22 protein-coding genes are annotated in these 26,294 nt (G+C 40.5%); 12 read left to right on the top strand and 10 right to left on the bottom strand.

Annotation, left to right across the window (positions count from 1 at the left end; all coding sequences use genetic code 11):
• Positions 1–305: 305 nt before the first annotated feature.
• The 4 genes from cydD (at position 306) to infA (ending at position 4,886) form a co-directional block, all read left to right on the top strand.
• Entirely contained in the window at positions 306–2,072 is a 1,767-nt protein-coding gene (gene cydD / locus PSE83_RS07435; protein ID WP_164565394.1) for a heme ABC transporter permease/ATP-binding protein CydD, read from the top strand.
• Between the two features lie 2 nt (positions 2,073–2,074).
• Positions 2,075–3,817: a heme ABC transporter ATP-binding protein/permease CydC gene (gene cydC / locus PSE83_RS07430; protein ID WP_004256352.1), complete on the top strand. Its 1,743-nt coding sequence runs from the start codon at positions 2,075–2,077 to the stop codon at positions 3,815–3,817.
• 7 nt (positions 3,818–3,824) lie between these two features.
• Positions 3,825–4,526, top strand: coding sequence for a leucyl/phenylalanyl-tRNA--protein transferase (gene aat, locus PSE83_RS07425; RefSeq protein WP_272660757.1), 702 nt, complete (start codon positions 3,825–3,827; stop codon positions 4,524–4,526).
• Positions 4,527–4,667: 141 nt separating this feature from the next.
• Positions 4,668–4,886, top strand: a complete 219-nt coding sequence (gene infA / locus PSE83_RS07420) for a translation initiation factor IF-1 (protein ID WP_004244560.1) — start codon at positions 4,668–4,670, stop codon at positions 4,884–4,886.
• Between the two features lie 60 nt (positions 4,887–4,946).
• Here the strand turns inward: infA and clpA are convergent, their stop codons facing one another.
• A complete protein-coding gene (gene clpA / locus PSE83_RS07415; RefSeq protein WP_004256354.1) occupies positions 4,947–7,229 on the bottom strand; it encodes an ATP-dependent Clp protease ATP-binding subunit ClpA in 2,283 nt (760 codons plus the stop codon).
• A 31-nt stretch (positions 7,230–7,260) separates the two neighbouring features.
• The gene (gene clpS, locus PSE83_RS07410) at positions 7,261–7,596 is read right to left on the bottom strand and encodes an ATP-dependent Clp protease adapter ClpS (protein WP_377145624.1); all 336 of its coding nucleotides are present in this window, start codon (positions 7,594–7,596) and stop codon (positions 7,261–7,263) included.
• 378 nt (positions 7,597–7,974) lie between these two features.
• Between clpS and cspD the strand changes: the two genes are divergently transcribed.
• On the top strand, positions 7,975–8,220 hold the full coding sequence (cspD, locus tag PSE83_RS07405; RefSeq protein WP_004256359.1) for a cold shock domain-containing protein CspD: 246 nt from the start codon (positions 7,975–7,977) through the stop codon (positions 8,218–8,220).
• A 73-nt stretch (positions 8,221–8,293) separates the two neighbouring features.
• Here the strand turns inward: cspD and PSE83_RS07400 are convergent, their stop codons facing one another.
• The 5 genes from PSE83_RS07400 to PSE83_RS07380 form a co-directional block, all read right to left on the bottom strand.
• Positions 8,294–9,244, bottom strand: coding sequence for a DUF1177 domain-containing protein (locus PSE83_RS07400; RefSeq protein WP_004256361.1), 951 nt, complete (start codon positions 9,242–9,244; stop codon positions 8,294–8,296).
• A 251-nt stretch (positions 9,245–9,495) separates the two neighbouring features.
• On the bottom strand, positions 9,496–10,155 hold the full coding sequence (locus tag PSE83_RS07395) for an IclR family transcriptional regulator (protein ID WP_272660756.1): 660 nt from the start codon (positions 10,153–10,155) through the stop codon (positions 9,496–9,498).
• Positions 10,156–10,244: 89 nt separating this feature from the next.
• On the bottom strand, positions 10,245–11,078 hold the full coding sequence (locus tag PSE83_RS07390) for a nitrilase-related carbon-nitrogen hydrolase (RefSeq protein ID WP_004256366.1): 834 nt from the start codon (positions 11,076–11,078) through the stop codon (positions 10,245–10,247).
• A gap of 10 nt (positions 11,079–11,088) precedes the next feature.
• Positions 11,089–12,435 (bottom strand): purine-cytosine permease family protein, encoded by a 1,347-nt coding sequence (locus tag PSE83_RS07385; RefSeq protein ID WP_004256368.1) that lies wholly within the window; start codon positions 12,433–12,435, stop codon positions 11,089–11,091.
• A 436-nt stretch (positions 12,436–12,871) separates the two neighbouring features.
• Complete coding sequence (locus tag PSE83_RS07380) at positions 12,872–13,567, bottom strand: FadR/GntR family transcriptional regulator (protein ID WP_036957917.1); 696 nt, start codon at positions 13,565–13,567, stop codon at positions 12,872–12,874.
• Between the two features lie 201 nt (positions 13,568–13,768).
• Between PSE83_RS07380 and PSE83_RS07375 the strand changes: the two genes are divergently transcribed.
• The 3 genes from PSE83_RS07375 (at position 13,769) to PSE83_RS07365 (ending at position 16,876) form a co-directional block, all read left to right on the top strand.
• Entirely contained in the window at positions 13,769–14,452 is a 684-nt protein-coding gene (locus PSE83_RS07375; protein WP_094960666.1) for an RraA family protein, read from the top strand.
• A 67-nt stretch (positions 14,453–14,519) separates the two neighbouring features.
• Complete coding sequence (locus PSE83_RS07370; RefSeq protein ID WP_094960665.1) at positions 14,520–15,782, top strand: MFS transporter; 1,263 nt, start codon at positions 14,520–14,522, stop codon at positions 15,780–15,782.
• 29 nt (positions 15,783–15,811) lie between these two features.
• Entirely contained in the window at positions 15,812–16,876 is a 1,065-nt protein-coding gene (locus tag PSE83_RS07365; RefSeq protein ID WP_004256393.1) for a mannonate dehydratase, read from the top strand.
• A gap of 63 nt (positions 16,877–16,939) precedes the next feature.
• Here PSE83_RS07365 and macB read toward each other — a convergent pair whose 3' ends face one another.
• The 3 genes from macB to PSE83_RS07350 all read right to left on the bottom strand — a co-directional run bounded on the left by macB (position 16,940) and on the right by PSE83_RS07350 (position 21,870).
• Entirely contained in the window at positions 16,940–18,883 is a 1,944-nt protein-coding gene (macB, locus tag PSE83_RS07360) for a macrolide ABC transporter ATP-binding protein/permease MacB (RefSeq protein ID WP_272660755.1), read from the bottom strand.
• A gap of 2 nt (positions 18,884–18,885) precedes the next feature.
• Positions 18,886–19,992 (bottom strand): macrolide transporter subunit MacA, encoded by a 1,107-nt coding sequence (macA, locus tag PSE83_RS07355; protein WP_094960663.1) that lies wholly within the window; start codon positions 19,990–19,992, stop codon positions 18,886–18,888.
• A 213-nt stretch (positions 19,993–20,205) separates the two neighbouring features.
• Entirely contained in the window at positions 20,206–21,870 is a 1,665-nt protein-coding gene (locus PSE83_RS07350; RefSeq protein ID WP_094960662.1) for a DUF2813 domain-containing protein, read from the bottom strand.
• 402 nt (positions 21,871–22,272) lie between these two features.
• On the opposite strand from PSE83_RS07350, the gene PSE83_RS07345 reads away from it, so the two are divergent.
• The 4 genes from PSE83_RS07345 to artJ all read left to right on the top strand — a co-directional run bounded on the left by PSE83_RS07345 (position 22,273) and on the right by artJ (position 26,294).
• Positions 22,273–23,172, top strand: a complete 900-nt coding sequence (locus tag PSE83_RS07345) for a lysine exporter LysO family protein (protein WP_004256402.1) — start codon at positions 22,273–22,275, stop codon at positions 23,170–23,172.
• A gap of 51 nt (positions 23,173–23,223) precedes the next feature.
• A complete protein-coding gene (locus PSE83_RS07340; RefSeq protein WP_004256403.1) occupies positions 23,224–24,705 on the top strand; it encodes a DUF2867 domain-containing protein in 1,482 nt (493 codons plus the stop codon).
• Positions 24,706–24,803: 98 nt separating this feature from the next.
• The gene (artP, locus tag PSE83_RS07335) at positions 24,804–25,532 is read left to right on the top strand and encodes an arginine ABC transporter ATP-binding protein ArtP (protein WP_004256404.1); all 729 of its coding nucleotides are present in this window, start codon (positions 24,804–24,806) and stop codon (positions 25,530–25,532) included.
• A gap of 18 nt (positions 25,533–25,550) precedes the next feature.
• Entirely contained in the window at positions 25,551–26,294 is a 744-nt protein-coding gene (gene artJ, locus PSE83_RS07330; protein ID WP_004256405.1) for an arginine ABC transporter substrate-binding protein, read from the top strand.

Below are 26,294 nucleotides of genomic sequence, written 5' to 3'. Positions count from 1 at the left end.
TATTAAATTTACCTTTATAAAACAATTTAATAACAAAGCACAACTCACTTTAAATAACCCACTTTTATTAGGTAACATATCGCGGTGAAGCTGTTATGATGTACTCTAATACTCGAATTTGTGGGTAAGATCAAAAACGCAGATTTTCTTATAATCACCAATTGCGTTACCAGATCAAAATTTATCGTTCTCATGCGGTTTAAAACAGGTCAACTGCAATATCACGCATGGTAAAAACAACGTTAGGGTGATGTTTCCTAACTATACTCAATGACATTAAAACTACACCTGCTAACTAAATCATTATGGATAAATCAAGACAGACTGAATTGGTACGTTGGTTAAAACAACACAGTGCCCCTGCCAAGCGCTGGTTGCGGATCTCTATGTTACTAGGCATTTTGAGTGGATTACTGATTATTGCTCAAGCTTGGTTCTTAGCTGTTATCTTACAAGCATTGATTATGGATAACGTTCCTCGAGAACAGTTATTAACCCCTTTTGTTCTTCTGATTTGCGTTTTTATCTTACGCGCAATTGTCACTTATGTACGAGAACGCGTTGGCTTTCGTTGTGGCCAAGTGGTGCGCCAAGAAATACGTACCATGGTACTCGATAAACTTCAAGAACTCGGCCCTGTGTGGGTTAAAGGTAAGCCAGCGGGTAGCTGGGCTACAATTATTCTTGAACAAATTGAAGATATGCAAGACTACTATTCGCGCTATCTTCCCCAAATGTATTTAGCTGGGATCATCCCCATTATGATCCTGATTGCTATTTTCCCCTTTAACTGGGCTGCAGCACTCATTTTATTCGTCACTGCCCCGCTGATTCCTATCTTTATGGCATTAGTCGGATTAGGCGCTGCGGATGCTAACCGTCGTAACTTTATTGCCTTAGGTCGTTTAAGCGGGAGTTTTCTCGATAGACTACGAGGCCTTGATACCTTACGGTTATTTTTTCGTGAAAAAGCAGAGATTAAGCAAATTCGTGAATCAACAGAAGATTTTCGTTCCAGAACGATGGAAGTATTGAGGATGGCATTTCTGTCTTCTGGCGTACTTGAATTTTTTGCATCGATTTCTATTGCTGTTGTTGCTGTCTATTTTGGTTTTTCCTACCTGGGTGAAATAAACTTCGGTAGCTATGGTTTACCTGTCACGCTATTTGCGGGTTTTCTTGCCCTAATACTTTCACCAGAGTTTTTCCAACCATTACGTGACCTTGGCACCTACTACCACGCCAAAGCGCAAGCTGTTGGTGCCGCTGAAACACTCGAAACGCTATTAAACAGTGATGGCGAACAAAAAGCTCAACAAGGAACCCAAACACTGAGTGATGAGGCTATCTATATTCAGGCTAAACAATTAGAAATTTTATCCCATGATGGAGTGCGCCTTGCTGGGCCATTAGATTTCAATATTGAGCCACAACAACGTATTGCAATTGTTGGTCAAAGTGGTGCGGGAAAAAGCTCATTACTGAATTTATTGTTAGGCTTTTTGCCTTATCGCGGTTCCATCACCATAAATGGTGTTGAACTTCGTGAATTATGCCCTGATAAATGGCGTGAATTACTCGGTTGGGTTGGGCAAAACCCTCACCTTCCAGAGCAAACACTGGTTGAAAACATCTGTTTAGGCAAGCCAAATGCTACAGAAGCGGAAATTCAACAGGCGATTGATAATGCATATGTTTCCGAATTCTTAGCCCATTTGCCTGATGGCCTAAATACCAAGCTGGGTGACTATGCCGCTCGCCTTTCGGTCGGGCAAGCTCAGCGAGTTGCCGTTGCACGAACCCTGTTGAAACCCTCTCGTATGCTCCTTCTAGATGAGCCTGCTGCGAGCTTAGACTCCCACAGCGAACAACGTGTTATGCAAACACTTAACCAGCTATCAAGTCAGCAAACGACCCTTTTAGTCACCCATTTACTGGAAGAAACCCTTGATTATGACCAAATTTGGGTAATGGCGAACGGGCAAATCATTCAACAAGGTAATTATACACAGTTAAGCAAGTCAGAAGGCGCTTTTGCCCAGTTACTTGCCCATCGCAGTGAGGAGCTTTGATAATGAAAATTTTATTACCTTTCTTAGCCCTTTACCGCCGCCATTGGTTTTTAATTACATTAGGCATTATCTTGGCGATTGTGACCTTACTGGCAAGTATTGGCTTACTTACCCTTTCTGGTTGGTTTTTAGCCGGAACCGCCATTGCTGGTTTTCCGGGTCTTTACTATTTTAATTACATGTTACCCGCTGCGGGTGTCCGTGGTGCCGCTATTTTTCGTACCGCTGGCCGCTATGGAGAACGCCTAGTTAGCCACGATGCTACTTTTAAAGTACTTGCTCATTTACGGGTTTTTGCTTTTAGTAAAGTATTGCCCCTTTCGCCGGGTGGTATCAGTCGTTTTCGTCAAGGGGAGTTACTCAATCGTCTGGTCGCTGACGTAGAGACCCTAGATCACCTCTATTTGCGTGTTTTATCGCCGATCATTACTGCATTTTTTGTTACCTTTGTCCTTATTTTTGGTTTAAGTTATCTCGACCCTCGTCTTGCTTGGACACTGGGTGGCATCATGCTGTTCTTGCTATTTACAATGCCATTTATATTTTATCGTGCAGGAAAACCCATTGGCCGTGAGCTAACCGAATTACGTGGAAGTTATCGCACTATTTTAACCTCCGCACTGCAAGGACAAGCTGAGTTAACATTATTTGGCGCCACTGAACGCTTTCGCCAAAACTTGCTTAATATCGAAAATAAGTGGCAAGTGCGTCAACAACAGCAAGCGGCACTCACTGGGTTATCTCAAGCCATTATTTTATTTGCCTCTGGTGTTACAGCAACACTGCTTCTTTGGATGGCTGCCGACCATGTAGGGGGCGATACAAAACCGGGAGCACTGATTGCTTTATTTGTATTCTGTGCGCTAGCGGCTTTCGAAGCATTAGGCCCTGTTGCTGTTGCCTTCCAACATATGGGTCAAGTGATTGCATCTGCTACTCGCGTTTCCCAATTAATGACCGCAAAACCAGAGGTAACTTTCCCAAGTGAAAGCCCTTCAATCGCAACATTGGAAAACCTGACTGTCGATAATATTTCATTTACCTATCCAGAACAGCCATTTGCCGTTCTTCAAAATGTGTCTTTAACATTAAATAAAGGCCAACACCTTGCTTTATTAGGTAAAACAGGTTGTGGTAAATCCACTCTTCTGCAGTTATTAACCCGTGCTTGGGATGTTGATAGCGGAACCATCTACTTAAATGGCACGCCTATTAACGAATTTAGCGAAAAATCGTTACGTAATATGATGTCTGTAGTACCACAACGGGTTCATGTCTTTAGTGATACATTGCGCAATAATCTGTTGCTCGCCAATGAACAAGCGACGGATACCGAATTAAGCGAAGTATTGCAGCAAGTTGGTCTAGGTAATTTATTAGAAAACGAATTAAAGCTTAATGCGTGGATGGGTGAAGGCGGCCGACAACTTTCTGGAGGGGAACAACGCCGCTTAGGTATTGCCCGTGCTTTATTACATAACACACCATTAATTCTAATGGATGAACCAACGGAAGGGCTTGATGCACAAACTGAACAGCAGATTTTAGCACTGTTAAAAGAAAAATGTGCCGATAAGACGTTAATTGTCATTACTCACCGTATGCAGGGCTTAGAGGAAATGGATAACATCTGTGTGATGGATAATGGTAAAATCATCGAACAAGGTACCCATCAAGCGCTGTTAGGTATGCAAGGCCAGTATTATCAGTTCCGCCAGCGCCACTGGGCACAACAACCGCTCTGAGGCGTATATGTACCAATTAGATGATGACTCCTATTTATTCCCTCCCGTGTCTGAAGCCATGCGGGAGCCCAATGGCTTATTAGCGATTGGCGGAGATCTTTCATCAAAAAGGCTGCAAGCTGCCTATTATGATGGTATCTTTCCTTGGTTTAATCCTGGAGAGATGCCTTTATGGTGGTCTCCGGACCCTAGAGCAGTACTCATGGTTGGTGAACTCCATATTAGCCGGTCAATGAAAAAAGTTTTAAAAAAGCAGACTTATCGCATTACTGTTAACCATGCATTCAAGCAAGTTATTGAAGCTTGTTCTGTACGCCAAGAAGGCACATGGATTTTACCCGAAGTTCAAGCTGGGTATTTAGCGCTACACCAAGCAGGTATGGCGCATTCCATTGAAGCTTGGTATGGCGATAAACTCGTTGGAGGCCTGTATGGCGTGAACATGGGGCACCTATTTTGTGGGGAATCTATGTTCAGTAGAATGAATGATGCATCCAAATTTGCTTTTATTACATTCTATTTTCATTTTTTGCGCTATAATGGGCAACTTTTTGATTGTCAGGTACTTAACCACCATACCGCCTCAATGGGCGCAAAAGAGATATCCCGTAGGGATTTTTTACATATTCTTTATCGGTGGCGTGACAAAGCGATTGACCCCGTCTGCTGGATACCGCAATCGATTGAAATACCGCCAATTTTCGATTAATGAATTTTGGTTTTACATTAATTTTATTCCTTCACTTAAAAATAAAGATCGCGTTAAAATGCGACACTTCTTTACTTAGTGCGGGTTTTTGGGCATTATCTTGCCCGTTAAAAATCACGGTTATTAAACTTAGAGGATTAGATGGCCAAAGAAGACAATATTGAAATGCAGGGCACAGTTTTAGATACCCTGCCAAACACAATGTTCCGTGTTGAACTGGAAAACGGTCACGTGGTGACTGCTCATATTTCTGGAAAAATGCGTAAAAACTATATCCGCATCCTGACAGGCGACAAGGTAACTGTAGAGTTAACACCTTATGACCTGAGCAAAGGCCGAATCATTTTCCGTAGCCGTTGATATTCTCTTCAGGCAAGGCCTGACAACCACAGGTGCATTGATACACCTGTGGTCTATTCGTCAGAATACCGCATCCTCCGGAGAGGCCTTGTGCACGCTACTGAAGCTGTATGTCAGTGTGTTACTTTTTTCATCAAGCCCGATACTTACAGAGCCACCATTGGTTAGTGAACCAAATAACAACTCGTTTGCTAATGGTTTTTTCAGGTTATCCTGAATGGTGCGAGCCATAGGTCGGGCACCCATCGCTTTATCATAACCTTTTTCACACAACCAGCGGCGAGCCGCGGCGCTAACTTCAATTGATACACCCTTTTCATCAAGCTGAACTTGTAATTCCACAATAAACTTATCAACGACTTGCGTAATAATTTCTGGAGTTAATGAGTTAAACCAAATGATACCATCAAGGCGGTTGCGAAATTCTGGTGAGAACGCCTTTTTGATTTCAGACATCGCATCAGTGCTATTATCTTGCTCAGCAAAACCAATAGAACGGCGCTGAGTTTCTTGCACCCCAGCGTTGGTTGTCATTACCACAACAACATTACGGAAATCCGCCTTACGACCGTTATTGTCTGTTAACGTTCCGTGGTCCATTACCTGTAAAAGAATATTAAACACATCTGGATGCGCTTTTTCGATTTCATCTAACAGCACCACTGAATGCGGATGTTTGATAACCGCATCGGTCAGTAAACCACCTTGGTCAAAGCCGACATAGCCAGGAGGCGCACCAATTAAGCGGCTAACCGTGTGGCGCTCCATATATTCAGACATATCAAATCGCAGCAATTTGATATCCAACGCTTTCGCTAACTGGACAGTCACTTCAGTTTTACCCACCCCTGTTGGACCGGCAAATAAGAAAGAACCCACAGGTTTATTTTCTAACCCTAAACCTGCCCGATTCATTTTGATTGCCTCAGACAATGAATCTATCGCTTTGTCTTGTCCAAACACTAACATTTTCAAACGAGAGTCGAGTGTCTTGAGTTTATCTTTATCGCTTGAGGAAACCGTTTTTTCAGGAATACGGGCGATACGCGCCACAACTGTTTCAATTTCAGGCACACCAATGGTTTTTTTACGCTTACTTGGTGCAACCAGTCGCGTTCGCGCCCCGGCCTCATCAATCACGTCAATGGCTTTATCTGGCAAATGCCTGTCGGTAATATATTTAATGGATAAATCCACCGCCGCTTGGATCGCTTTTGCGGTATAACGAACATCATGATGAGCTTCATACTTAGGCTTCAACCCATTGATGATACGAATTGTTTCTTCGGGAGTTGGTTCTACAATATCAATTTTCTGGAAACGACGAGCCAACGCTCTATCTTTCTCAAAAATACTGCCAAATTCTTGGTATGTTGTTGAACCAATAACACGAATTCGACCACTTGATAGCAACGGTTTAATTAAGTTCGCTGCGTCAACTTGCCCACCAGACGCGGCTCCTGCACCGATGATAGTGTGAATTTCATCAATAAATAAAATGCTCTTCGGATCTTTTTCCAGCATTTTTAATAATGCTTTGAAACGTTTCTCAAAGTCACCACGGTATTTGGTTCCAGCCAATAATGAACCAATATCTAATGAAAAAATTGTGCAGCCTTTCATTACGTCAGGTACATCATCTTGCTCAATACGCCATGCTAGCCCTTCAGCAATCGCGGTTTTACCGACACCTGACTCACCGACTAATAGTGGATTATTTTTACGACGGCGGCACAATACTTGAATCGTACGCTCTAATTCAGCCTGACGTCCAACCAGAGGGTCGATATTCCCTTTCTTGGCCTGCTGGTTCAAGTTGGTCGTAAAGTTGTCCATATGGTCTTCTGGGACCGGCTGCTCTTCGTTTTGCACACTATTAGAGGAGATATCTTGTTCTGATGACGACTCTTCGCCTTTTATCGTGCCATGAGAAATATAATTAACTACATCTAAACGGCTTACATCATGCTTGCGTAATAAGTACGCAGCTTGGGACTCTTGCTCACTAAAAATCGCGACCAATACGTTTGCACCGCTGACTTCGTTGCGCCCAGATGATTGCACATGAAAAACAGCGCGCTGTAATACACGCTGAAAACTCAGCGTAGGCTGGGTGTCTCTGCTATCATTTTCGGGTAACAAAGGTGTAGTTTGCGCGATGAAGTGTTCAAGTTCTTGACGTAATGCAACAAGATCAACCTTACAAGCATCTAAAGCTTCGCGAGCAGAGATATTACTCAGTAACGCTAGCAATAGGTGCTCTACAGTCATAAACTCATGGCGACTGTCTTTCGCTTTCGTAAAAGCTACGTTTAAACTAAGCTCCAGTTCTTGATTGAGCATAAGCACCTCCCAAAATTGATATTAAGCCAAATTAGACTTTCTCTATAGTGCAAAGCAAAGGGTACTCATGTTCACGAGCAAAAGTATTGACTTGCGCCGCTTTAGTTTCAGCAACCTCTGCAGTAAAAATTCCACAAACTCCCTTTCCTTGAATATGGACATCTAACATTATCTGTGTAGCGCGTTCTTCATCAAAAGAAAAGTATTTTTGTAACACTTCGACAACAAAATCCATCGGGGTGTAATCGTCATTATTTAATAGCACCTTATACATCGATGGTGGCTGTAAGGTTTGTTCTATTTCATCTTTAAAAATGACGTCAGTTTTAAATGTGCCCAGAAAATCACTCATTGCTTTCTTGCTCAGTGTTTAACTTCAATTTAAGCATAGTCTTTATTATCAACGATTTCTATCAATCATATTGATAACATCATAAAACTATACCATTTAGTTACTATGCTGTTTTTTGTCTATATTGCATCAAGCGACAGTGTATCATGGGAATCACCTTTGCTTCCATGGTTAGCAATCTGTGAGCCATATCAAATATTATAGAAAATGAGCGCTATTGATTAGCGAATTCTTAACACTTTCCAGCAATTCCTGAACCGTACCTCTTGACCTTAGAAGGTAATTTATTACAGTATATTTTACGAACAAATAACATCGTATTTATACTTATTTTGTATGTGTTTTTTATACATCGTTCTAAATGCAAATACTGGTAAATTTGAAGGATAAAATATGGAGACGGGTATCGTTAAGTGGTTCAATAACGCAAAAGGCTTTGGTTTTATTTGCCCGGCTGATGGCGGAGAAGATATTTTTGCTCATTATTCCTGTATCCAAATGGACGGTTACAGGACACTAAAAGCAGGCCAGAAAGTTCAATTTAGTGTGACTATTGGCCCAAAAGGTAATCATGCAGACCTCATTGTTCCTATTGAAAATGAGGATGTTCCAGACAACACAACAGAATCGAATTTATAGCTCACCAATAGAGCACAGTTAATTATTTTAATAACACTGACAACGCTAATAATTAACTGTGACTATTTATAAATTAATCATTTTTTGCTGCATTATTACCTGCTGTTTGCAGGTGTGACATATCACCATACAATGATGTCAATAAATCATATTGTTCAACATCATAAAACGCACATTGTTTTCCTGTGAATGCTTTAGCCACTTCTATCATAAATTTTACAGTAGCCGCAATATCAACCTCATGGCTAGCCCCTGTAGAGCAACCTGGTACTACCGTTTCTGAGCAAATAGCGACACCAACCACTGGTACAGATGTTGATACCGCAGGTTGTAATATACTGTTGATATGATGTAGACCATTACCATATGGCGTAATGTCTTGAATTGATAATGGAAATGTCACCGCTTTTTGGCCACTACTCCATTCCATCAAACGAATTAAATCCTCTGACACGGGTAAAATATAACCATTTTTTACTGTTGGAGACAGTGCATACCCTTTATGATTGAGTAAACGATTTCCCTTCGTGGTATCTACGGACAAAATAGCATCCGCTTCAGGGATCGCCTCATGTTGATTCATCGTGGCATCTTCAAGGGGCGAGTCCATAAAATCAACAGGTGTATGCGGACGTGTTGGCGCATTTGGGCAAATATGGGTCGTGACCACGACATCACCGAGTAACTGGTCACCCTTTTCATGCATTTGTGCCAGTTTAAGCGCTGCTGCAAGTGCGGCAATCGCACCATCTGCATCAGACACAACACCTATTCGAGAAGGCCTAGCACCAATTCCACCTAAACGCCCGATGATTCCCAGTGTTGGCGCATCTTTATGCTGTGATTTACCTTGTGTTCCTGGAATAAGAATGCGAACAAAGTCACTTTGTCCTTTGTGATCCTTAACCGTTTTAGACATGACTTCAATGTGTGGGAAATCTTGGAACAATGCAACAATGTCTTCACCTTTAACACTAGCGCAATCGATTAGATCATATACGCAAAGAGTTTGTTTTAGACTCATTGTACTTCCTTTAATTTTAATTATTTTTTATGAGAGTAAAGAGCTACTTTGAGATTAACTCGCATAGAATAGCGAGTTAATCTCATTTCACTCTAGATGGAATCTCACGTAATAGAGGTTCCATTTTTCCTGATGAAGGCGTATTCACGCACTTAAAATGCTAACAATATTAAATATTTATAATTTACTATTTACTTCAACTACTTACTTCAACTACTTACTACTTTTTGCTTTTATAACATGAAATAATCTCATGGCTTATTCATGCTTTTTTGCAACCAATACGGGTCACCCACCATACACCCAAGATAAGCGGCTTTATGACAAAGGCTCTTGGATAACTGCACCATAACCTCATCATTCATTTGTGCAGCAGGCAAACTTAAACACAAGGCATATAACGTATTTTGTGCAGGGTCGAACACCGTGCTGGATATGGAAGCGACTCCAGCAACGGATTCATCCATCGAAAATTCCCAGCCACGATCTGCCACTAAGTCCAAACGCTCAACTAATTTACCCCGTTCTTCTTTTGGTTCACGGTCGATAATTTTTGACCGCTCATTTAGCGGTAACCTTGCTAATAGTGCACGCCCCGTTGACGTTCCCAGTATGGGTAAGCGGGTACCCGGTTGAGTGATCACTTGCAGCATGCTATTACCAAAACGTGCATGAACAACACGAACCATATCATCATCAAGTGCTGAGACATAACTGGTAAACCCGCTATCTTTCGCAAGTTCATCAAGTGCTTCAAGCATCATATCGATTAGCGGGTTCATCCCCCTAGCCCGATGAGCTAATTCCATAATCAGCAAACCAGGTCGATATATCGGTGCATTGTTTTTCTTTTCCAGCAATCCGAGTTCAGCCATTTGCTTTAAAAGACGGGAGGCCGAGCTTTTTGGCATACCTTATTCATTAACCAACGTTGTCACCGTCAGTTCATTACCTGAACGTAAGAACAATTGGTAAACATCAACCACGCTAGATAAAATACTCATGACCCTAAACCTTGGGTTAATACACTGTAGCTTTGTGGCTTTCTGTCTCTCAGATAAGGCACTTTTAAACGTGTATGGGCTTGGTTTAAAAAATCAACCTCACCGATTAATAGCTCTTCGCCCTCACAGCTCGCTTCACAAAGTACTTGGCCGCGAGGACCTAAAACCTTGCTACCACCAAATAAATGCAGATCTTCTTCATGACCCCAACGGTTCACTGCAAGTAAGTGAGTTCCATTTTCTAGTGCTCGACAGGCGCTATTAATATCCCACACATCTCGGTCTTGAACACACCAAGCTGAAGGGGCTAATAACAATTCCGCGCCTTGTAATGTTAAAATTCGTGCGACTTCTGGAAAACCCATGTCATAGCAAATCATGATACCGATTTTACCGATCGGCGTTTCAAACACAGGGAAACTATCACCTCGTCCAAACCATTGTTTTTCTATGCCGAAAGCATGAACTTTACGAAAAACACCACTAATACCCTCACACCCCGGGTTCCAAACACCGACAGAGTTATAGATATCGCCTAAATATTCACCGCGCTCAACAAAACCGCTAACAATAGTGATATTTAAACGAGTAGCAAGTTCGCTAAATAGCGTATAAGTTTCACTTCCGATGGAATCGCTTAAATCCCACAACTTAGTGGTCAGTAAGTCACCACGATAACCCGTTGTCGCCAGCTCAGGGAAACAAATCAGTTTTGCCCCTGAATCTGCGGCTTGTTGGCACAACTGTGCCATGCGTTGTAAATTATTGGTTTTATTGCCAAGTTCTGAATCAAACTGAGCCAGAGCAACTTTAACTTTTGTACCTGACATTGTTTAATCCTTAATCTAAATGAGAGACTTTGCGAAAGTGTACCGTTTCAACACCTCTCGCTTTCGCCTGCCAGCGCATGCCTATCCAATAAGCAACTGCACCAGTAATCAAAGAGTTAAGCGCTGGGATACCGTAGTCTGCATGCAGCGGACCTAACTCTGATGTCCCCCAGCCAACCAGTACTGCGATCACCCACACCACGAGTGTTACTGGGTTATATGCTTCACAACTCGGTGGTAATATGCCTTGCTCTCGAGTGATATCTAGTTCTTTGCGATCACGTTTTAACAAGTAATAGTCAACAACCATAATCCCTGCGACAGGAGGAATGGCTATTCCTAAGTAAATTAAGAAACCGATAAAGTTATCTAAGATCCCTAACATTGAAGCGATTGTGCCAAAGATACCAATCACCCACGTTAAATAACGACGGTCAAAACGCTTATTAAATATGGCATTTAACAGTGTTGAAAAACCTAACGATGATGAATACAAATTGATATCATTCATTTTTATTGTTGAGAAGATAACAATCGATGCACCTAATAGGCCTGTCAGCGCCATCATTAAATCAAATACTTGGCTTGTACGTAATGACAGCGCCATTAGTACCGCTATCATATTGACCAGTAACTCACCAAAAAATGTGCCGATAAGCGTCATCCAAAACACATCTTTAGGCCCTTTCATGAAACGGCTGATATCGGGTGTTGTCACTGCTGCAATAATAAAACCACCAGCAACCATTGTGATGGCCGCAGGCATAGTCATTAATGGCCCGGCGGGTTCAGTGTCATTAATAAGCGTACCAATATCTTGACCTGATAATAAATTATATGTCGCCCAGCCTAACGCGAATAAAAATAGCGGCGTTGAGATATTGGCAGTAATAGATAAAAATCGATACCCATATACTGTTATAACCGTCACCGCAATACCTGTAATAAGTGACCAAGTCCCTGGTGTTAGCACATTAGTCGCTTTATACATTCCATCCGCAAAGAAACCATTTTGGACGCCAAACCAGCCCATTAAGGAGATAGCAATTGCGCCACCAATGAGTGCTGAGCCTAACTTACCAAAACCCGCCCACCGAGACAGTAGGCTGATTGACATTCCTTCGCGGCACGCAGCCGCTCCAAGCCCCCAGCTGACAACCTGTAAAATTACAGATCCAAGCATCGTTGCCCAAAACGCCTGCCAAAAAGTTAACCCATACCCAAGAGCCGCACCTAACATAACTTGTGAAACACAAGCTAGTGCGCCAATTCGTAGAATTAACACTTCATAGAACGGCCTACGAGCACTTTGGGGTACCCGAGCCAAAGAATAATCTTCACCTGCTTTATTCGCCATATCGCACCTGCTGTGTGGTTGTCTTTGCTTAGTTTTTTACTGGCTTTATTATAAGTTCCATTATATGGAACTAGGTTTCATTTATTCTACAAGGCAAATCATATCCATGATCGATACCAATTCGCAAGTAGAATTTATCTTTTCAGACAGTTTTTTATTATGAAATATTTTAAGAAACGAGGGAATATACAGACTGAAAAAAATATTATCGGGAAATGAAGGAGTTAAAAATAACGCATTTAATTAGCAGAATTTAATTGAGGAACTTGGTTCCGAAAAATGGGACTATCCCTAAATCAAATTATTTACAAGCAGATGATTCACATATTGATAATTGACCTTAAAGCTGAGTTACACAGAAAGTAGAGCGAAGGAATTTAGCTTATCCTTCGCCACTCAAAAATCTCACTAAGAAAAATTATTATGGGTGGCTGATCTAAAAACTATCCATGGTTAACTTAAAGTGAGTATCCATCTTTAACCCAGTTGCCACAAAGTCTTGTTTTTCAATTGACTCTAAAATATCAAAATGAATATCAATGATCTTTTTATGTTCATCATGGTTGTTTTGGTTTAATAAACCAGCTGAAATAGAACCACCTAATGCGCCTCTTAATGCTTTTAGCATCAATGCATATAACGGATTTTGTGACATTTCAGCTAATGTTAAGTGGAAATCAATATCACTCTCAATGAACAAATCCCAATCATTAGAACTCAACAAGGATTTCCTCATTTTATCTGCAATTTTTCTTAACTTGATATAATCATTTTTATTTCCATGCATTGCAGCCAACACTGCAGAATCAACTTCAATCGCACGTCGAAGGCCTAAGATTTGCTGATAATTAACCTGCTGAGTCACAATGGCATGGTTAAAAATAGTTTCTAACGGGTTTGAGTTAATTTTTTGTATTTTAGGTTTTTTGCCACTACTAATATCTAAAATACCTAATATAGAAAGGCTTTGAAAAGCCTCTCTAACCACCCCCCTGCTCACCCCTAAACGTTCAATAATCTCTTTTTCACTTGGTATTTCATCACCTGGATTTAGATTTGATTGAGATATTAAAGATAGAACATAGCTTCTAACTTGTTCTGAAAGTGTTTGTTTTTCAATTAAAGGATGCAATCTAACCCCCAAAATTAGCAATATCCATTTGATTTAAAATCAAAAAAATAATCTTCCTGTGATTAAAACAATAATAAAACTAGAGTCGTATCACAAAACCTATATTAACCCTCTTTTAATATTAAGGCTAGACTGTTAGCCTGTATGACAGGTTGACAGCCAAACAGGAAGATTAAGATCTTAGATACATAGGAATATGAAATGAATAAAGATAATGATTTGTTTGACAAGATTAAAAAGGAATTACCCGTAGCTCTTCTAGGGGATATTTTAGATGAAATAGGATTACACCATCAGTTCTTACCTCCTATACTCAAACCTTTATCTGAGGATATGAAGATTGTAGGTCGAGCAATGCCTGTACTAGAAGCTGATTACATGTTACCGCCTGACGTTACATCTAATGGGCCACTAGGAAATAAAGATTTCGGTATTATGTTTGAAGCACTAGATAGCTTAAAGGAAGGTGAAGTTTATATCGCTTCCGGTTCTTCGCATAATTACGCCCTGTGGGGTGGATTAATGTCGACAAGAGCTAAAAAACTTAACGCTGCGGGCGCTATTATTTATGGCTATTCAAGAGATAAGAGAGAAATACTAGAACTTGATTTCCCTGTATTTTCATTAGGTAGTTATGCTCAAGATCAAAAAATAAGAGGTAAAGTATTAGATTATCGAGTTCCAATCAAAATCAATAATATTTTAATTGAACCAGGTGATTTAATTGTTGCCGATGAAGAAGGCGTATTAATTATTCCTAAAAATGTAGAATCTTACGTTATTGAACATGCATTTGAAAAACAAAAAATGGAGAATAAAGTACAAAAAGAAATAGCAAATGGAATGGGTGCTGTAGAAGCATATAATAAATTTGGCGTCATGTGATAAACATAAAAATAGATATGTATTATTAAATTTAATAATAAACATATCATTATATCAAAGGTGATTTATGTTTAAAAAAATAAGATGGAATTTAGTTTTATTTATTTCTCTTGGAGGAATGATAAACTATATGGATCGCTCTGCATTTGCTATTGCAGCTCCTGTTTTTTCTAAAGATTTAAACTTAACACCAAGTGAAATGGGTATACTTTTCAGTAGTTTTTCTATTGGATATGCTTTATTTAATTTCATTGGCGGATACGCATCAGATAAATATGGTCCCAAAAAGGTTTTTGCCGTAAGTATGGCTCTTTGGTCTATCTTTTGCGGCATGATTGGGGTAACTGTTGGTTTTATCTCTATGCTTATTATCCGAACTTTGTTTGGTGCAGCTGAAGGCCCCTTTGCAGCAACACTCAATAAAATGGTTAATAACTGGTTCCCTAAAAAAGAAGTTGCTACTGCTATAGGTATAGCAACTGCGGGTAATCCAATAGGTGGAGCTATTGCTGGCCCTATAATGGGAATATTAATAATTACAACTGGTTGGCGTGTTGCATTTTTTATACTTGCTGCAATAGGCTTTATATGGCTAATTGGGTGGTTAAAAATTGCCAAAGATAAACCGGAACAACATAAAAAAATATCAAAAGAAGAATTAGAATATATTTTATCTGACGATAATAATGTAGAATCAAAAACCACAAATACTATATCTAAACCATTATCTTTTTATATAAAGAGTCCGACTATATTAGCAACAACTCTTGCATTCTTCAGTTTGAATTATATTTTATTTTTCTTTTTATCATGGTTTCCAAGTTACTTATCTAATGTTCAAAATCTCAGTATAAAAGATATGAGTATAGTAAGTATTATACCTTGGCTATTAGGTGCTATTGGAATGGCTTTAGGGGGAATACTTTGTGACTTTGTTTTAAAGAAAACAAATAAACCATTATTCTCCAGAAAAATCGTGTTGGTTAGTTGTCTAGGAATATCGGCAATCCTTGTCTTTCTTGTCGGTAATGTTACTCGTGTTGAAAGTGCCGTAGCACTCATGGCATTCGGAATATTTTTCTTATATTTATCTGCTACAACCTATTGGGCAATTCTACAAGATACCGTTGCAAAAAATAATATTGGTGCGGTTGGTGGATTTGTACACGCAATGGCAAATGTTGCCGGAATTTTAGGCCCTATTATTACAGGCTATATCATTGAATGGTCTGGAATGTATAGCATCGCATTTTTTGTGGCAGGTGGAATCGGTATTGTTGGCGCAATCAGTGTCGCATTATATGTAAAACCACTAAATCTCACTAACTAAGAAATTTTCAAATTAAAAGGTTAATAATTATGAAACTAGGATTTGGTTTATATCGACATATGCTTAATGATGAACATTATGCTTTTGCAAAACAATGTGGAGCAACTCATATCGTTGTTCATATGGTCGACTACTTTAACAGTAATGAACGATTTTCACGTAGCGACCAGCCAATTGGCGATAATGATGGCTGGGGAACGGCTGTTGGTGATGTCTGGACAGTAGATGAACTAATAAAAATCCGTGACCGGATGCAAGAGTTTGGCTTAACATTTTATGCAATTGAAAATTTCGACCCTTGCCACTGGGATGACATTTTGTTTGACGGTCCTAAAAAATTAGAACAGCTTGAAGTCGTCAAAAACATTATTAGAAATGTAGGGAAAGCAGGTATTCCTGTCTTTGGATATAATTTCAGTCTGGCAGGAGTCGCAGGGCGAGTTATCGAAAACAAAGCACGAGGAGGTGCTCAAACTGTTGGTTTATCTGGCATCAACGAAGACATTCTAGAACCAATGCCGGATAATATGGCATGGAATATGAAAATCAATAACCATAGTGCTGGTTATCGTCCTGAAACAACAACAGAGCAACTCTGGGAAAGGTTAACCTGGTTCTTAAACCATATTATCCCTGTCGCTGAAGAAGCAGGCGTTCGCCTAGCTGCTCATCCAGACGATCCTCCACTAGAGTTTGTCAGAGGTCAGCCAAGGCTAGTCAATCAACCTCACTTATATCAAAAATTACTAGATATAAAACCAAGTAAATCAAATGCGCTAGAGTTTTGTCTTGGAACCATTGCCGAAATGTCTGAGGGCAACGTTTACGAAGCAGTGCAACAATATGCAAGTCAAGATGCGATGGCATACGTCCATTTTAGGAACGTTAAAGGTAAAGTGCCACACTATCATGAAACCTTCATTGATGAGGGCGATATTGACATGTTGAAGGTATTAACAATATTAAAAGAAAATAATTATACAGGTGTATTAATCCCTGACCATACGCCACAAATGTCATGTGATGCGCCATGGCACGCAGGTATGGCTTATGCGATGGGATATATGCAAGCATTACTTAAAGTACTGAAATAATATATAAATAATGCTCCATGCACTATTTTGATAAATGTGCATGGAGAGCTTTATACGAACAATTTATTCCCTCGCCAGCGCATCAATTGGGTTCAAGCGAGCTGCATTTCGAGCAGGTAAAAAGCCAAAAATAATGCCAATGGCTGTTGAACAAACAAAGGCACTGACTAATGCCACCGGGTCAAAAGAAAAAGTCCAGCCTGGTAGTGCCATTTGAGCCAATAAACTAATCCCATACGATAGGCCAATCCCCATCAACCCGCCCATTAAACAGACTAGTACGGCTTCGATAAGAAATTGCTGCATCACATCGCTAGTCCTAGCCCCTACCGCCATGCGAATACCAATTTCTCGCGTCCTTTCGGTAACAGAAACCAGCATAATATTCATCACACCAATACCACCAACCACCAGCGAAATAACCGCGACTAATGTTAGAAACAGTTGCATAGTCTGGGTGGTTTTTTCCGCTGTTTTTACAAAAGTGTCAAGGTTATAGGTGAAAATATCCTTTTTACCATGGCGCAACGTGAGTAAGCGGGTCAGTTGCTGTTCTACCGTTTTCGCATCGTAACCGTCTTTCACCCTAACAACAAAGCTCTCATAGTATGGACGGTTCAGAATTTTACTATTCACCGTAGTATCCGGTAACCAAACCGATAGCGACTTACTCGAACCAAAAGTCGATTTTTTCTCTTCAAGCACACCGATAACCGTTACAGGCATATTACCAATGAGCAAAGTTTCGCCAATAACATTTTCTTGTTTAGGGAAAAAGCGGCGCTTAGTATTGGCATCAATAACCACCACTTGTGCGCGCTTATCCACCATATCTTGCGTGAAACTCATACCTTCTGAAAATTTAGAGGCATAAACATTAAAATAATCCCGACCAACACCGGTGAGCTGTGCCGAAGCGTCAACATTCCCTTTTCTTAAGCGTGTTGAGTGGTTGAGCTCGCCAGAAATCGCGTACACATAAGGCTGTTTTGCTAATGCATCAATATCTGAGGCTCTTAAGGACTGACGATTTTTTGCATCATCGTACCCAAAGTCTTCCCCTGGATAAATTGAAATGGTATTCGTCCCGATTGATTTTATATCATTAAGGACCATACCTTGAGCAGCATCACCGATCACCATTATTGATACCACCGACGCAATGCCAATGATAATCCCAAGCATAGTCAGCAATGTACGCATCTTATTAACGACCATGGCACGCCAAGCCATTAATAAGGCCTCACTAAACCGCCCATACGCCTGAGCTAAAGAGAATTTTCGTGGGGGAGCTTTTGGTAATGAATTTGTTCGTTTCATGGCTTTGCTACCCGAGTCATTCAAAATCTCGCCATCTTTAATTTCGATAATACGTTCCGCTTGTTGAGCAATTTCAGGGTCATGCGTGACAATAATTACGGTATGCCCTTGGGCACAGAGGTCTTTTAAAATATTCATGACCTCTTCCCCCGAATGGCTATCCAGTGCTCCTGTTGGCTCATCCGCGAGAATTATCTGCCCACCATTCATAAGAGCGCGAGCAATACTCACGCGCTGTTGTTGCCCACCAGACAACTGACTTGGGCGATAATCAACTCGCTCCCCTAACCCTAGACGCTGTAATAGCTGGGCTGCTCGCTCACGACGTTGGTTTTTACCCGCCCCTGCATACACCGCAGGCACCTCAACATTTTGTTCCGCACTTAAATGACTCAGTAAATGGTAACGTTGAAAAATAAAGCCAAAATGCTCTCGGCGCAGTTCTGCCAATTGGTCGTTATCTAACGTTGCAACGCTTTGACCATCAATGCAATAATTCCCTTCAGTTGGTTTATCTAAGCACCCAATAATATTCATGAGCGTGGATTTACCTGAACCAGAAGCACCAATAATCGCCACCATCTCACCTGCATTAATTTGCAGTGAGACATTTTTTAAGACTGTAACTTGGTTTTCGCCTTCCCCGTAGCGGCGAGTGATCCCTTGAAGATCAATTAACGCAGACATAGTTAGTATTCCGTCTCGCTATGGCCAATGACCACTTTGTCACCTTCATTTAGGCCTTTGGTAATTTCCACATACACATCATTTCGACCACCAATTTCAACGTGTTTTTTCTCGACTTTATTGCCTTGAAGGATATCCACTTCATAGGTTTGTGGTGAAATTTCATTGCCTAATGCAGATAGCGGTAGTAACAGAACATTTTTACGTGACTCTAATTCAATAGTGACCTGAGCGGTCATTTGTAATTTCAATAAATGTTGCGGATTGGGTACCTCAAAGCGCGCATAATAGAAAATGGCATCATTGATTTTTTCAGGTGTTGGTAAAATATCTTTTAGTTGCCCTGAGAATTTTTTATCTGGAGCGCCTAAGACGGTAAACGAGGCATCTTGCCCAGGCTCCAAATAAATCACATCGGCTTCAGAAACTTCCGCTTTTACTAGCATCGTGTCTAAATCCGCAAGTGTTAAAATCGTTGGTGCTTCCTGAGCAGCAATAACCGTCTGCCCTTGTAATGTTTTAATAAAGGTGACAATGCCATCCATTGGAGCCGTAATTTGAGTGTATTTCAAATTTGTTTTTGCCGAATCTAAAGTGGCTTGGTTACGCTTAATTTGCGCTTGATAAGTGGCAACTTGCGCTTTTTTCACTTCTACATCAGTTTTGGCTTTATCAAGCTCTTGTTGGGAAACGGCTTGCTGTTTCGCTAGGCTTAAATGACGTTGATAAGTCAGTTGAGCAAGGCGAAGTTCCGCTTGAACTAATGATAGATTCGCTTCAAGTTCACGAGTCATCGCTTCAGACTCAGTCACATCATTTTGGGCTTTTTTCGGGTCAATAACGGCTAATAAATCACCTTTTTTAACATAATCACCCTCTTTAACATACAGAGTTTGTAGTTGCCCACTCACTTGAGCCCCCACATCGACTTTACGTACAGCGTCAAGTTTTCCCGTTGCCAGCACTTGTTTATCTAAATCGCCTCGAGTGACATCTACAGTTTGAAAAACCTCTTCTTCCTCACGATTAAAAAGAAACCCAGCAGTGACTAGGGCAACAATAATGATTGCCAAATAAATCGGCCACTTTTTCTTAGGCTTTGCCTTCATGTTTATTCGCTTCCTATGAACAAAAAGAGGGCATTGCCCTCTAAGATCGCTGCAACTTGTAAAAGGAGGTGACTTTCCAATTTGTTGCCAGCTAAAAACTAATGATCAAATTATATATCACTTAAGTTATCAATTGATTCAACATGAGATAAACCTAAGAGTGGGATTTCTCAATAATCCATCAACAACCCGTAAAATTTATCGATATCACCATTAATTTGCTTTACCCCTTGCCAACCATGCCACACGAGAAAACATACTTTTCAACTGTAGAGGGATACTATCTGGACCTAACTCAGCCGCCCGATTAACAGTTGCTAACGCTAAATCTGGCTTCGATGTACGAGAGATCGCCTTAATAATCACTCGCCTTGTTGAAACTTTCGCATTATCTGGAATATCAGCAATTTCATGATAAAGTTTTCGAAACCCTTCACGATATAGGAAATGTTCCATATCTGGTGCGGGTAGCATCGTTAGCCTATCCCTATCTGAGGAATTAATTTTATTAGCATAATGCGTCGCTGTTGCCGCATATTTACGCCCTGCCTCATCACCATCAGTTAAAACATGCCATTCAATTCCCATTTTATTGGCAAACTTTAGCAGTGGTTTCAAACCACTTTGCGCAAATGCAATAACTTTTATTCCTTCTGTTTCAAAGTAATAGTTACACTGGCGCGAGAATTCATTCATCAGCCAAATTTCAGTTTCCCCTTCAACTAATAACCAACAGCGAGCGAACAAGGCTGACGGACGATTAAAGCGAATATGGAAAGAAATTTTACGTAATTCTTCAGCACTCAAATCATTTTCATTTAAACGATAAGCTGAAACCTTATTCGTATTACGAACCAAACGACATAAATCCTCCAAAGGCGCTAATGAAAGTAGCTCCCCTGAATTCGTCGTGGTGATCCTCTGTAGAGAAAATAAGCTAAATAAGCCCCATGCAATGGAGAGCATAATTGGGTGCAAACGCGTTTCAGGGTCTTCAACAATAATCAATGGCCGAGCGTATTTATCTAAATGAATATTGCCCTTTGATTGTAATAAAGAAGAAAACATCCCTAAAATGATTAACCGAATATTACGTTGATTTGGTTTGGCAATTAACCGGTTAATATTATCAAGCGCTTTCCAACCGCGTTTACGCGGTTCTATTTTAACCATTGAATTATCTGAACGAATAATATGGGAGCTTTGCCCAGAGAAGTAATGGCTAAGCAACTGTTGCATGGCATCAACCCCATCACAGAGATCTTCATCACTTAAGCGTTCAGGGTTGTTGACCAATGCACTAGTGAGTTCCTTAATACGAGCATTAAATAAGTCACGTACCTCTTTTTGCCCTGAAACAATCGTTTCTGGATTAAGTGAGTGTAAAAAACGCGCATCACGAAGGCGAATAACAGGATACAACCGAATAATTTCTTTAATATATTTACCGACGTTGTCCAATGAAAGTTTATTACCACCTGCATTTAAAAAGCTTTTATCGACAACTATCGTGTCATCATCTTTAAGTTCTGCACTAACACGATAAAAAATATGTTTAAGGTCATCACCGTTATCTACCCAAACTGAGGCTAAGTTATGAAAACGATAGGATTGATGACGCCCTTTGCGGCGTTCACAAAATTTTAAGACTATCTGCAATGAACGGTAACGTGACTCATCATTCCCTGCGGGATAGTGAAAATCATGAAGACTGAACTGGTAATCTATATGTTCAGGAGAAAGAAGAAGGTCAAGAGCATCAAGTAAGCTCGACTTTCCCCATGAATTCTCGCCAACTAAAACTGTACTGTTATTCAGTTCTAATGAAAGGCGGTTAATCCCTCTAAATCCGTATATTTCCACACGTTCCAGGTACATATCACTCTCCTTGGAATATTTTTAGTTCACCCTAAATATTATTAGTTTTCATTACATATCGGGTGATTCCGTCAATTGGATATACTAAAGAACAATATTTAGAGCTTACCGATTAACCTTCTTTATTACTATAACTATGTATGTAAAATAAAAATTCTTCATAGCAAAATAGCAAACTATGTTGAGCATCTAATTGCAGTGTTATAAAATAGTAAAACTTTTATTTTTAGTGTTTTTGACCTATTTTTTATTAGTTCACCAATAAAAACATTTTATAACAAAAAGAACTTTTAGCACGGGGCGTTAAATCGGGTTTGTACTTCAATAACCTAAATAAATAAAATTGCATAACCCTTTGTTTATATTTAGCTAGTCGATGGGATAACCTCTAAGGATGCGGCCATGTATTCAGGACTCTTAATTATTCTTCTACCATTAACGCTTGGTTATCTTATTCCTATTAAAAACAAGCAAATTCTCCATCGAGTACACCAATCCTTGAATTCAATGGTGTATGTTATTTTATTTTTAATGGGAATTACTCTCGCACTTCTTGAAAATTTAAGTGTTCACTTATTTTCTATTTTAATTTATGCAGTTACCTTTTTTGGTTGCATATTTTCATTGAATGTAATCTCACTGTTATTGCTGGATAAATTTGATCCTTGGAAAATTCCGCAACATAAACAAGAAAAACCACCTTCACGAATCAAAATGGTGCTCGAATCCTTACAACTATGCGGAGTGTTACTACTCGGATTTGTCGTTGGCCTAACTCATTTTGATTTTCTGCACTATGCCGACAAAGGGAGCCAGTTGGCGTTAATGCTACTGCTATTACTCGTCGGTATCCAGCTACGTAACAGTGGCATGAGCATCAAGCAAATTTTAATCAACCGCCGCGGTACAACCATTGCGTTTGTCATGGCAGTCAGTGCATTAGCGGGTGGTGCGTTAGCCGCGTTCTTACTAGACCTTCCCGTGAAAATGGGGTTAGCGCTGGCTTCTGGCTTTGGCTGGTACTCATTAACAGGGATTGTCCTCACCGATGCTTATGGCCCAGTCATGGGGAGCGCAGCTTTTTTCAATGATTTAGCAAGGGAACTTGCTGCAATCATGCTTATCCCAATTATTATTAACCGTTACCGCTCAACCGCTCTTGGCATTTGTGGTTCAACATCAATGGATTTTACACTGCCTGTTTTACAACGCAGTGGTGGGGTTTCAATTGTCCCTGCTGCTATTGTTCACGGCTTCGTACTGAGTCTTATTACGCCAATTCTCATGGCCTTCTTTACATAGGTAAAATTTCAGTCACAATAGCTGTTAATTTGCGTGAATCAGGAAATTAACATGACAGATAAACAACGTGTTTTAGTGTTGGGCGCTAGTGGCTATATTGGTCAGAATCTGATCCCTAAACTCATTGAGCAAGGATATGACGTAACAGCAGGTGCACGTCGTGTTGATTGGATGTTATCTCAAGGCTGGCAAGATACCCAATGCATTTATGTGGATCTTCACGACCCTGAAACACTAAAAGGTGTCATGGAAGGCATCGATATTGTTTATTTCCTCGTTCATAGCATGGCCGACCAAGCCAATTTAGTCGAGCGTGAGCGTGCAGCCGCTCGCAACGTGCAACAAGCCCTTGAAGGCTCAAGCGTTAAACATGTTATCTATCTCAGTGCATTACAACATGGGCACACCTATTCACCACACCTAATTGCTCGACGTTTAACCGGTGATATTCTACGTGAAAGCCAAATCCCTGTTACCGAAATCCGCTCATCAATTATCGTTGGGTCTGGTTCTGCCGCATTCGAAATTATGCGTGATATGGTCTACAACTTAGCGATTTTAACGCCACCACGTTGGGTTCGTTCTAAATCGTCACCTATCGCTCTATCGAATATTTTGTATTATTTAACGCAACTGGCAAAAATACCAACAACTGAGAATCGGATTTTTGATGCAGGTGGCCCTGAGTTTATTAGCTACCAAGAGCTATTTAAGCGCTTTATTAAAGTCAGTGGTAAGCGGCGTTTACTTATTCCTATTCCGATCCCCATTAGTATGATTTCCGTGCATTTCATCAGTTTGATCACCTCCGTACCACCGTCAATCGCTAAGGAGTTAATTCAAGGCTTGCAGCACGACCTCCCCGCGGATGATAAAGCGTTACGAGAACTGATCCCCCAAACCTTAATTTCTTTTGATGATGCCGTTAGAACGACTTTAGCAGAAGAAGCCGATGCCGTTGATAACGCAGATTGGGGTTATGACCCAGAAGTCAGAAAACGCTGGCGTCCCGGCTATGGCTATTACCCAAAACAAGCGGGAGCAACCCTTGGAACAACAGCCAGTTCAGAATCGCTTTGGTATACAGTGCAACAAATCGGCGGAAAAAACGGCTATTTCTATGCCAATGGCCTGTGGAAAACTCGCGCCATCATGGACGATATGATGTTAAATAAAGTGAAGTACGGCCGCCCCGATCGTGAACAGCTCCAACTCGGTGATGAAATTGACGGCTGGCGCGTGATTAATCTTGAGCCTAATAAACAACTTAGCTTGTTATTTGGTATGAAAGCGCCAGGACTTGGCCGCCTAACTTTTACTATTCATGATAGCGGAAACCGCCGTTCAATCGATGTTCGGGCATGGTGGCACCCAGCTGGCTTTTGCGGCCTACTCTATTGGTTTGCCATGATGCCCGCACATTTATTTATCTTTAAGGGGATGGCAAAACGCATCAGCGAACTGGCTTATGAGCGAGATAAACAACTCGCTAAAGAACAGCAAGCAGAGCAACTGACCGTTAAATCGGAATAATTTTAGCGTAAAAACCAAATTTTTATGCAGAAATTATTGCATAAATATGCTCATAGGATTAATATCGCGGGTAGTGAAATAAGATATTATTGGTACACATGAGCATTCAATTAAAAAACATCAACTGTTTCTATGGTTCCCATCAGGCACTCTTTGATATCAATCTAGAGTGTTCTGCTGGTGAGACTATGGTATTACTTGGGCCAAGCGGGGCTGGTAAAAGCTCATTGTTACGTGTCCTCAATTTATTAGAAATGCCACGTTCAGGCCACTTGAATATTGTGGGTCAGCAATTTGACTTTTCTTCAGCTCCAGATGCGAAAGCGATTCGTGAGCTGCGTCAAAATGTAGGGATGGTATTTCAACAATATAATCTGTGGCCTCATCTGAGCGTTATGGACAACTTAATTGAAGCACCTTGCCGCGTGTTAAAATTATCAAAGCAAGAAGCGCAAGCAAAAGCGTCCAAGTTATTAGAACGCTTACGGTTGTCGCAATTTGCTGATCGCTACCCCTTACATTTATCGGGTGGTCAGCAACAGCGTGTTGCGATTGCAAGAGCGCTAATGATGGAACCAAAAGTTTTATTATTTGATGAACCAACCGCTGCACTTGACCCAGAAATCACTGCTCAAGTTGTTGATATTATTCGTGAACTATCTGCAACTGGGATTACACAAGTCATCGTCACTCACGAAGTGGAAATTGCTCGCAAAACCGCTAGTCGTGTCGTGTATATGGAAAACGGCCATATAGTAGAACAAGGGGATGCAAGCCATTTCACTGCACCTCAAACAGAAGCATTTGCAAATTATCTGTCACATTAATAGATATAGGATTAAGCAATGAAAAAAATTATATTAGCTGCACTGCTGGGCGCTGTAACCCTATCTGCAACTGCTGCGGAAAAAGAAACCATCCGTTTTGCAACAGAAGCGACTTACGCACCTTTTGAAATGTTCGATAAGAATAACCAAATCGTTGGCTTTGACGTTGATTTAGCCAATGCAATGTGTGAAAAAATGAATGCAACTTGTACATTTACTCACCAATCTTTCGACAGCTTAATTCCTAGCTTAAAATTCCGTCGCTTTGAAGCATTAATGGCAGGTATCGATATTACCCCTGAGCGCCAACAGCAAGTAGATTTCACTGAGACTTACTACCCTAACTCAGCAGAATTTATTGCTGTAAAAGAAAAAATCAGTTCAGTAGACCAATTAAAAGATAAAAAAATTGGTGTTCAAAACGGAACCACTCACCAAAAATACATCATGGAACAACATAAAGGGATGACAACCGTTCCTTATGATAACTACCAATCTGCTATTTTAGACCTACAAAATGGCCGTATCGATGCCGTCTTCGGTGATACCGCAGTTGCTGACGAATGGTTAAAAGCTAAAGGTAACGAAAACTTAGCTGCTGTTGGTGAAAAAGTGACTGACCCACAATATTTCGGTATTGGTTTAGGTATTGCGGTTCGTAAAGGGAATAAAGAGCTGTTGGATAAAATGAATAAAGCCTTAGCCGAAGTTAAAGCAGACGGCACTTATGATGCTATCCACAAAAAATGGTTTCAACAGTAA

The organism is Providencia sp. PROV150, from assembly GCF_028481025.1.
Lineage (GTDB): Bacteria > Pseudomonadota > Gammaproteobacteria > Enterobacterales > Enterobacteriaceae > Providencia > Providencia hangzhouensis.
Note: the sequence above shows the minus strand (reverse complement) of the source record. Positions and strands in the feature narration are given on the sequence as shown.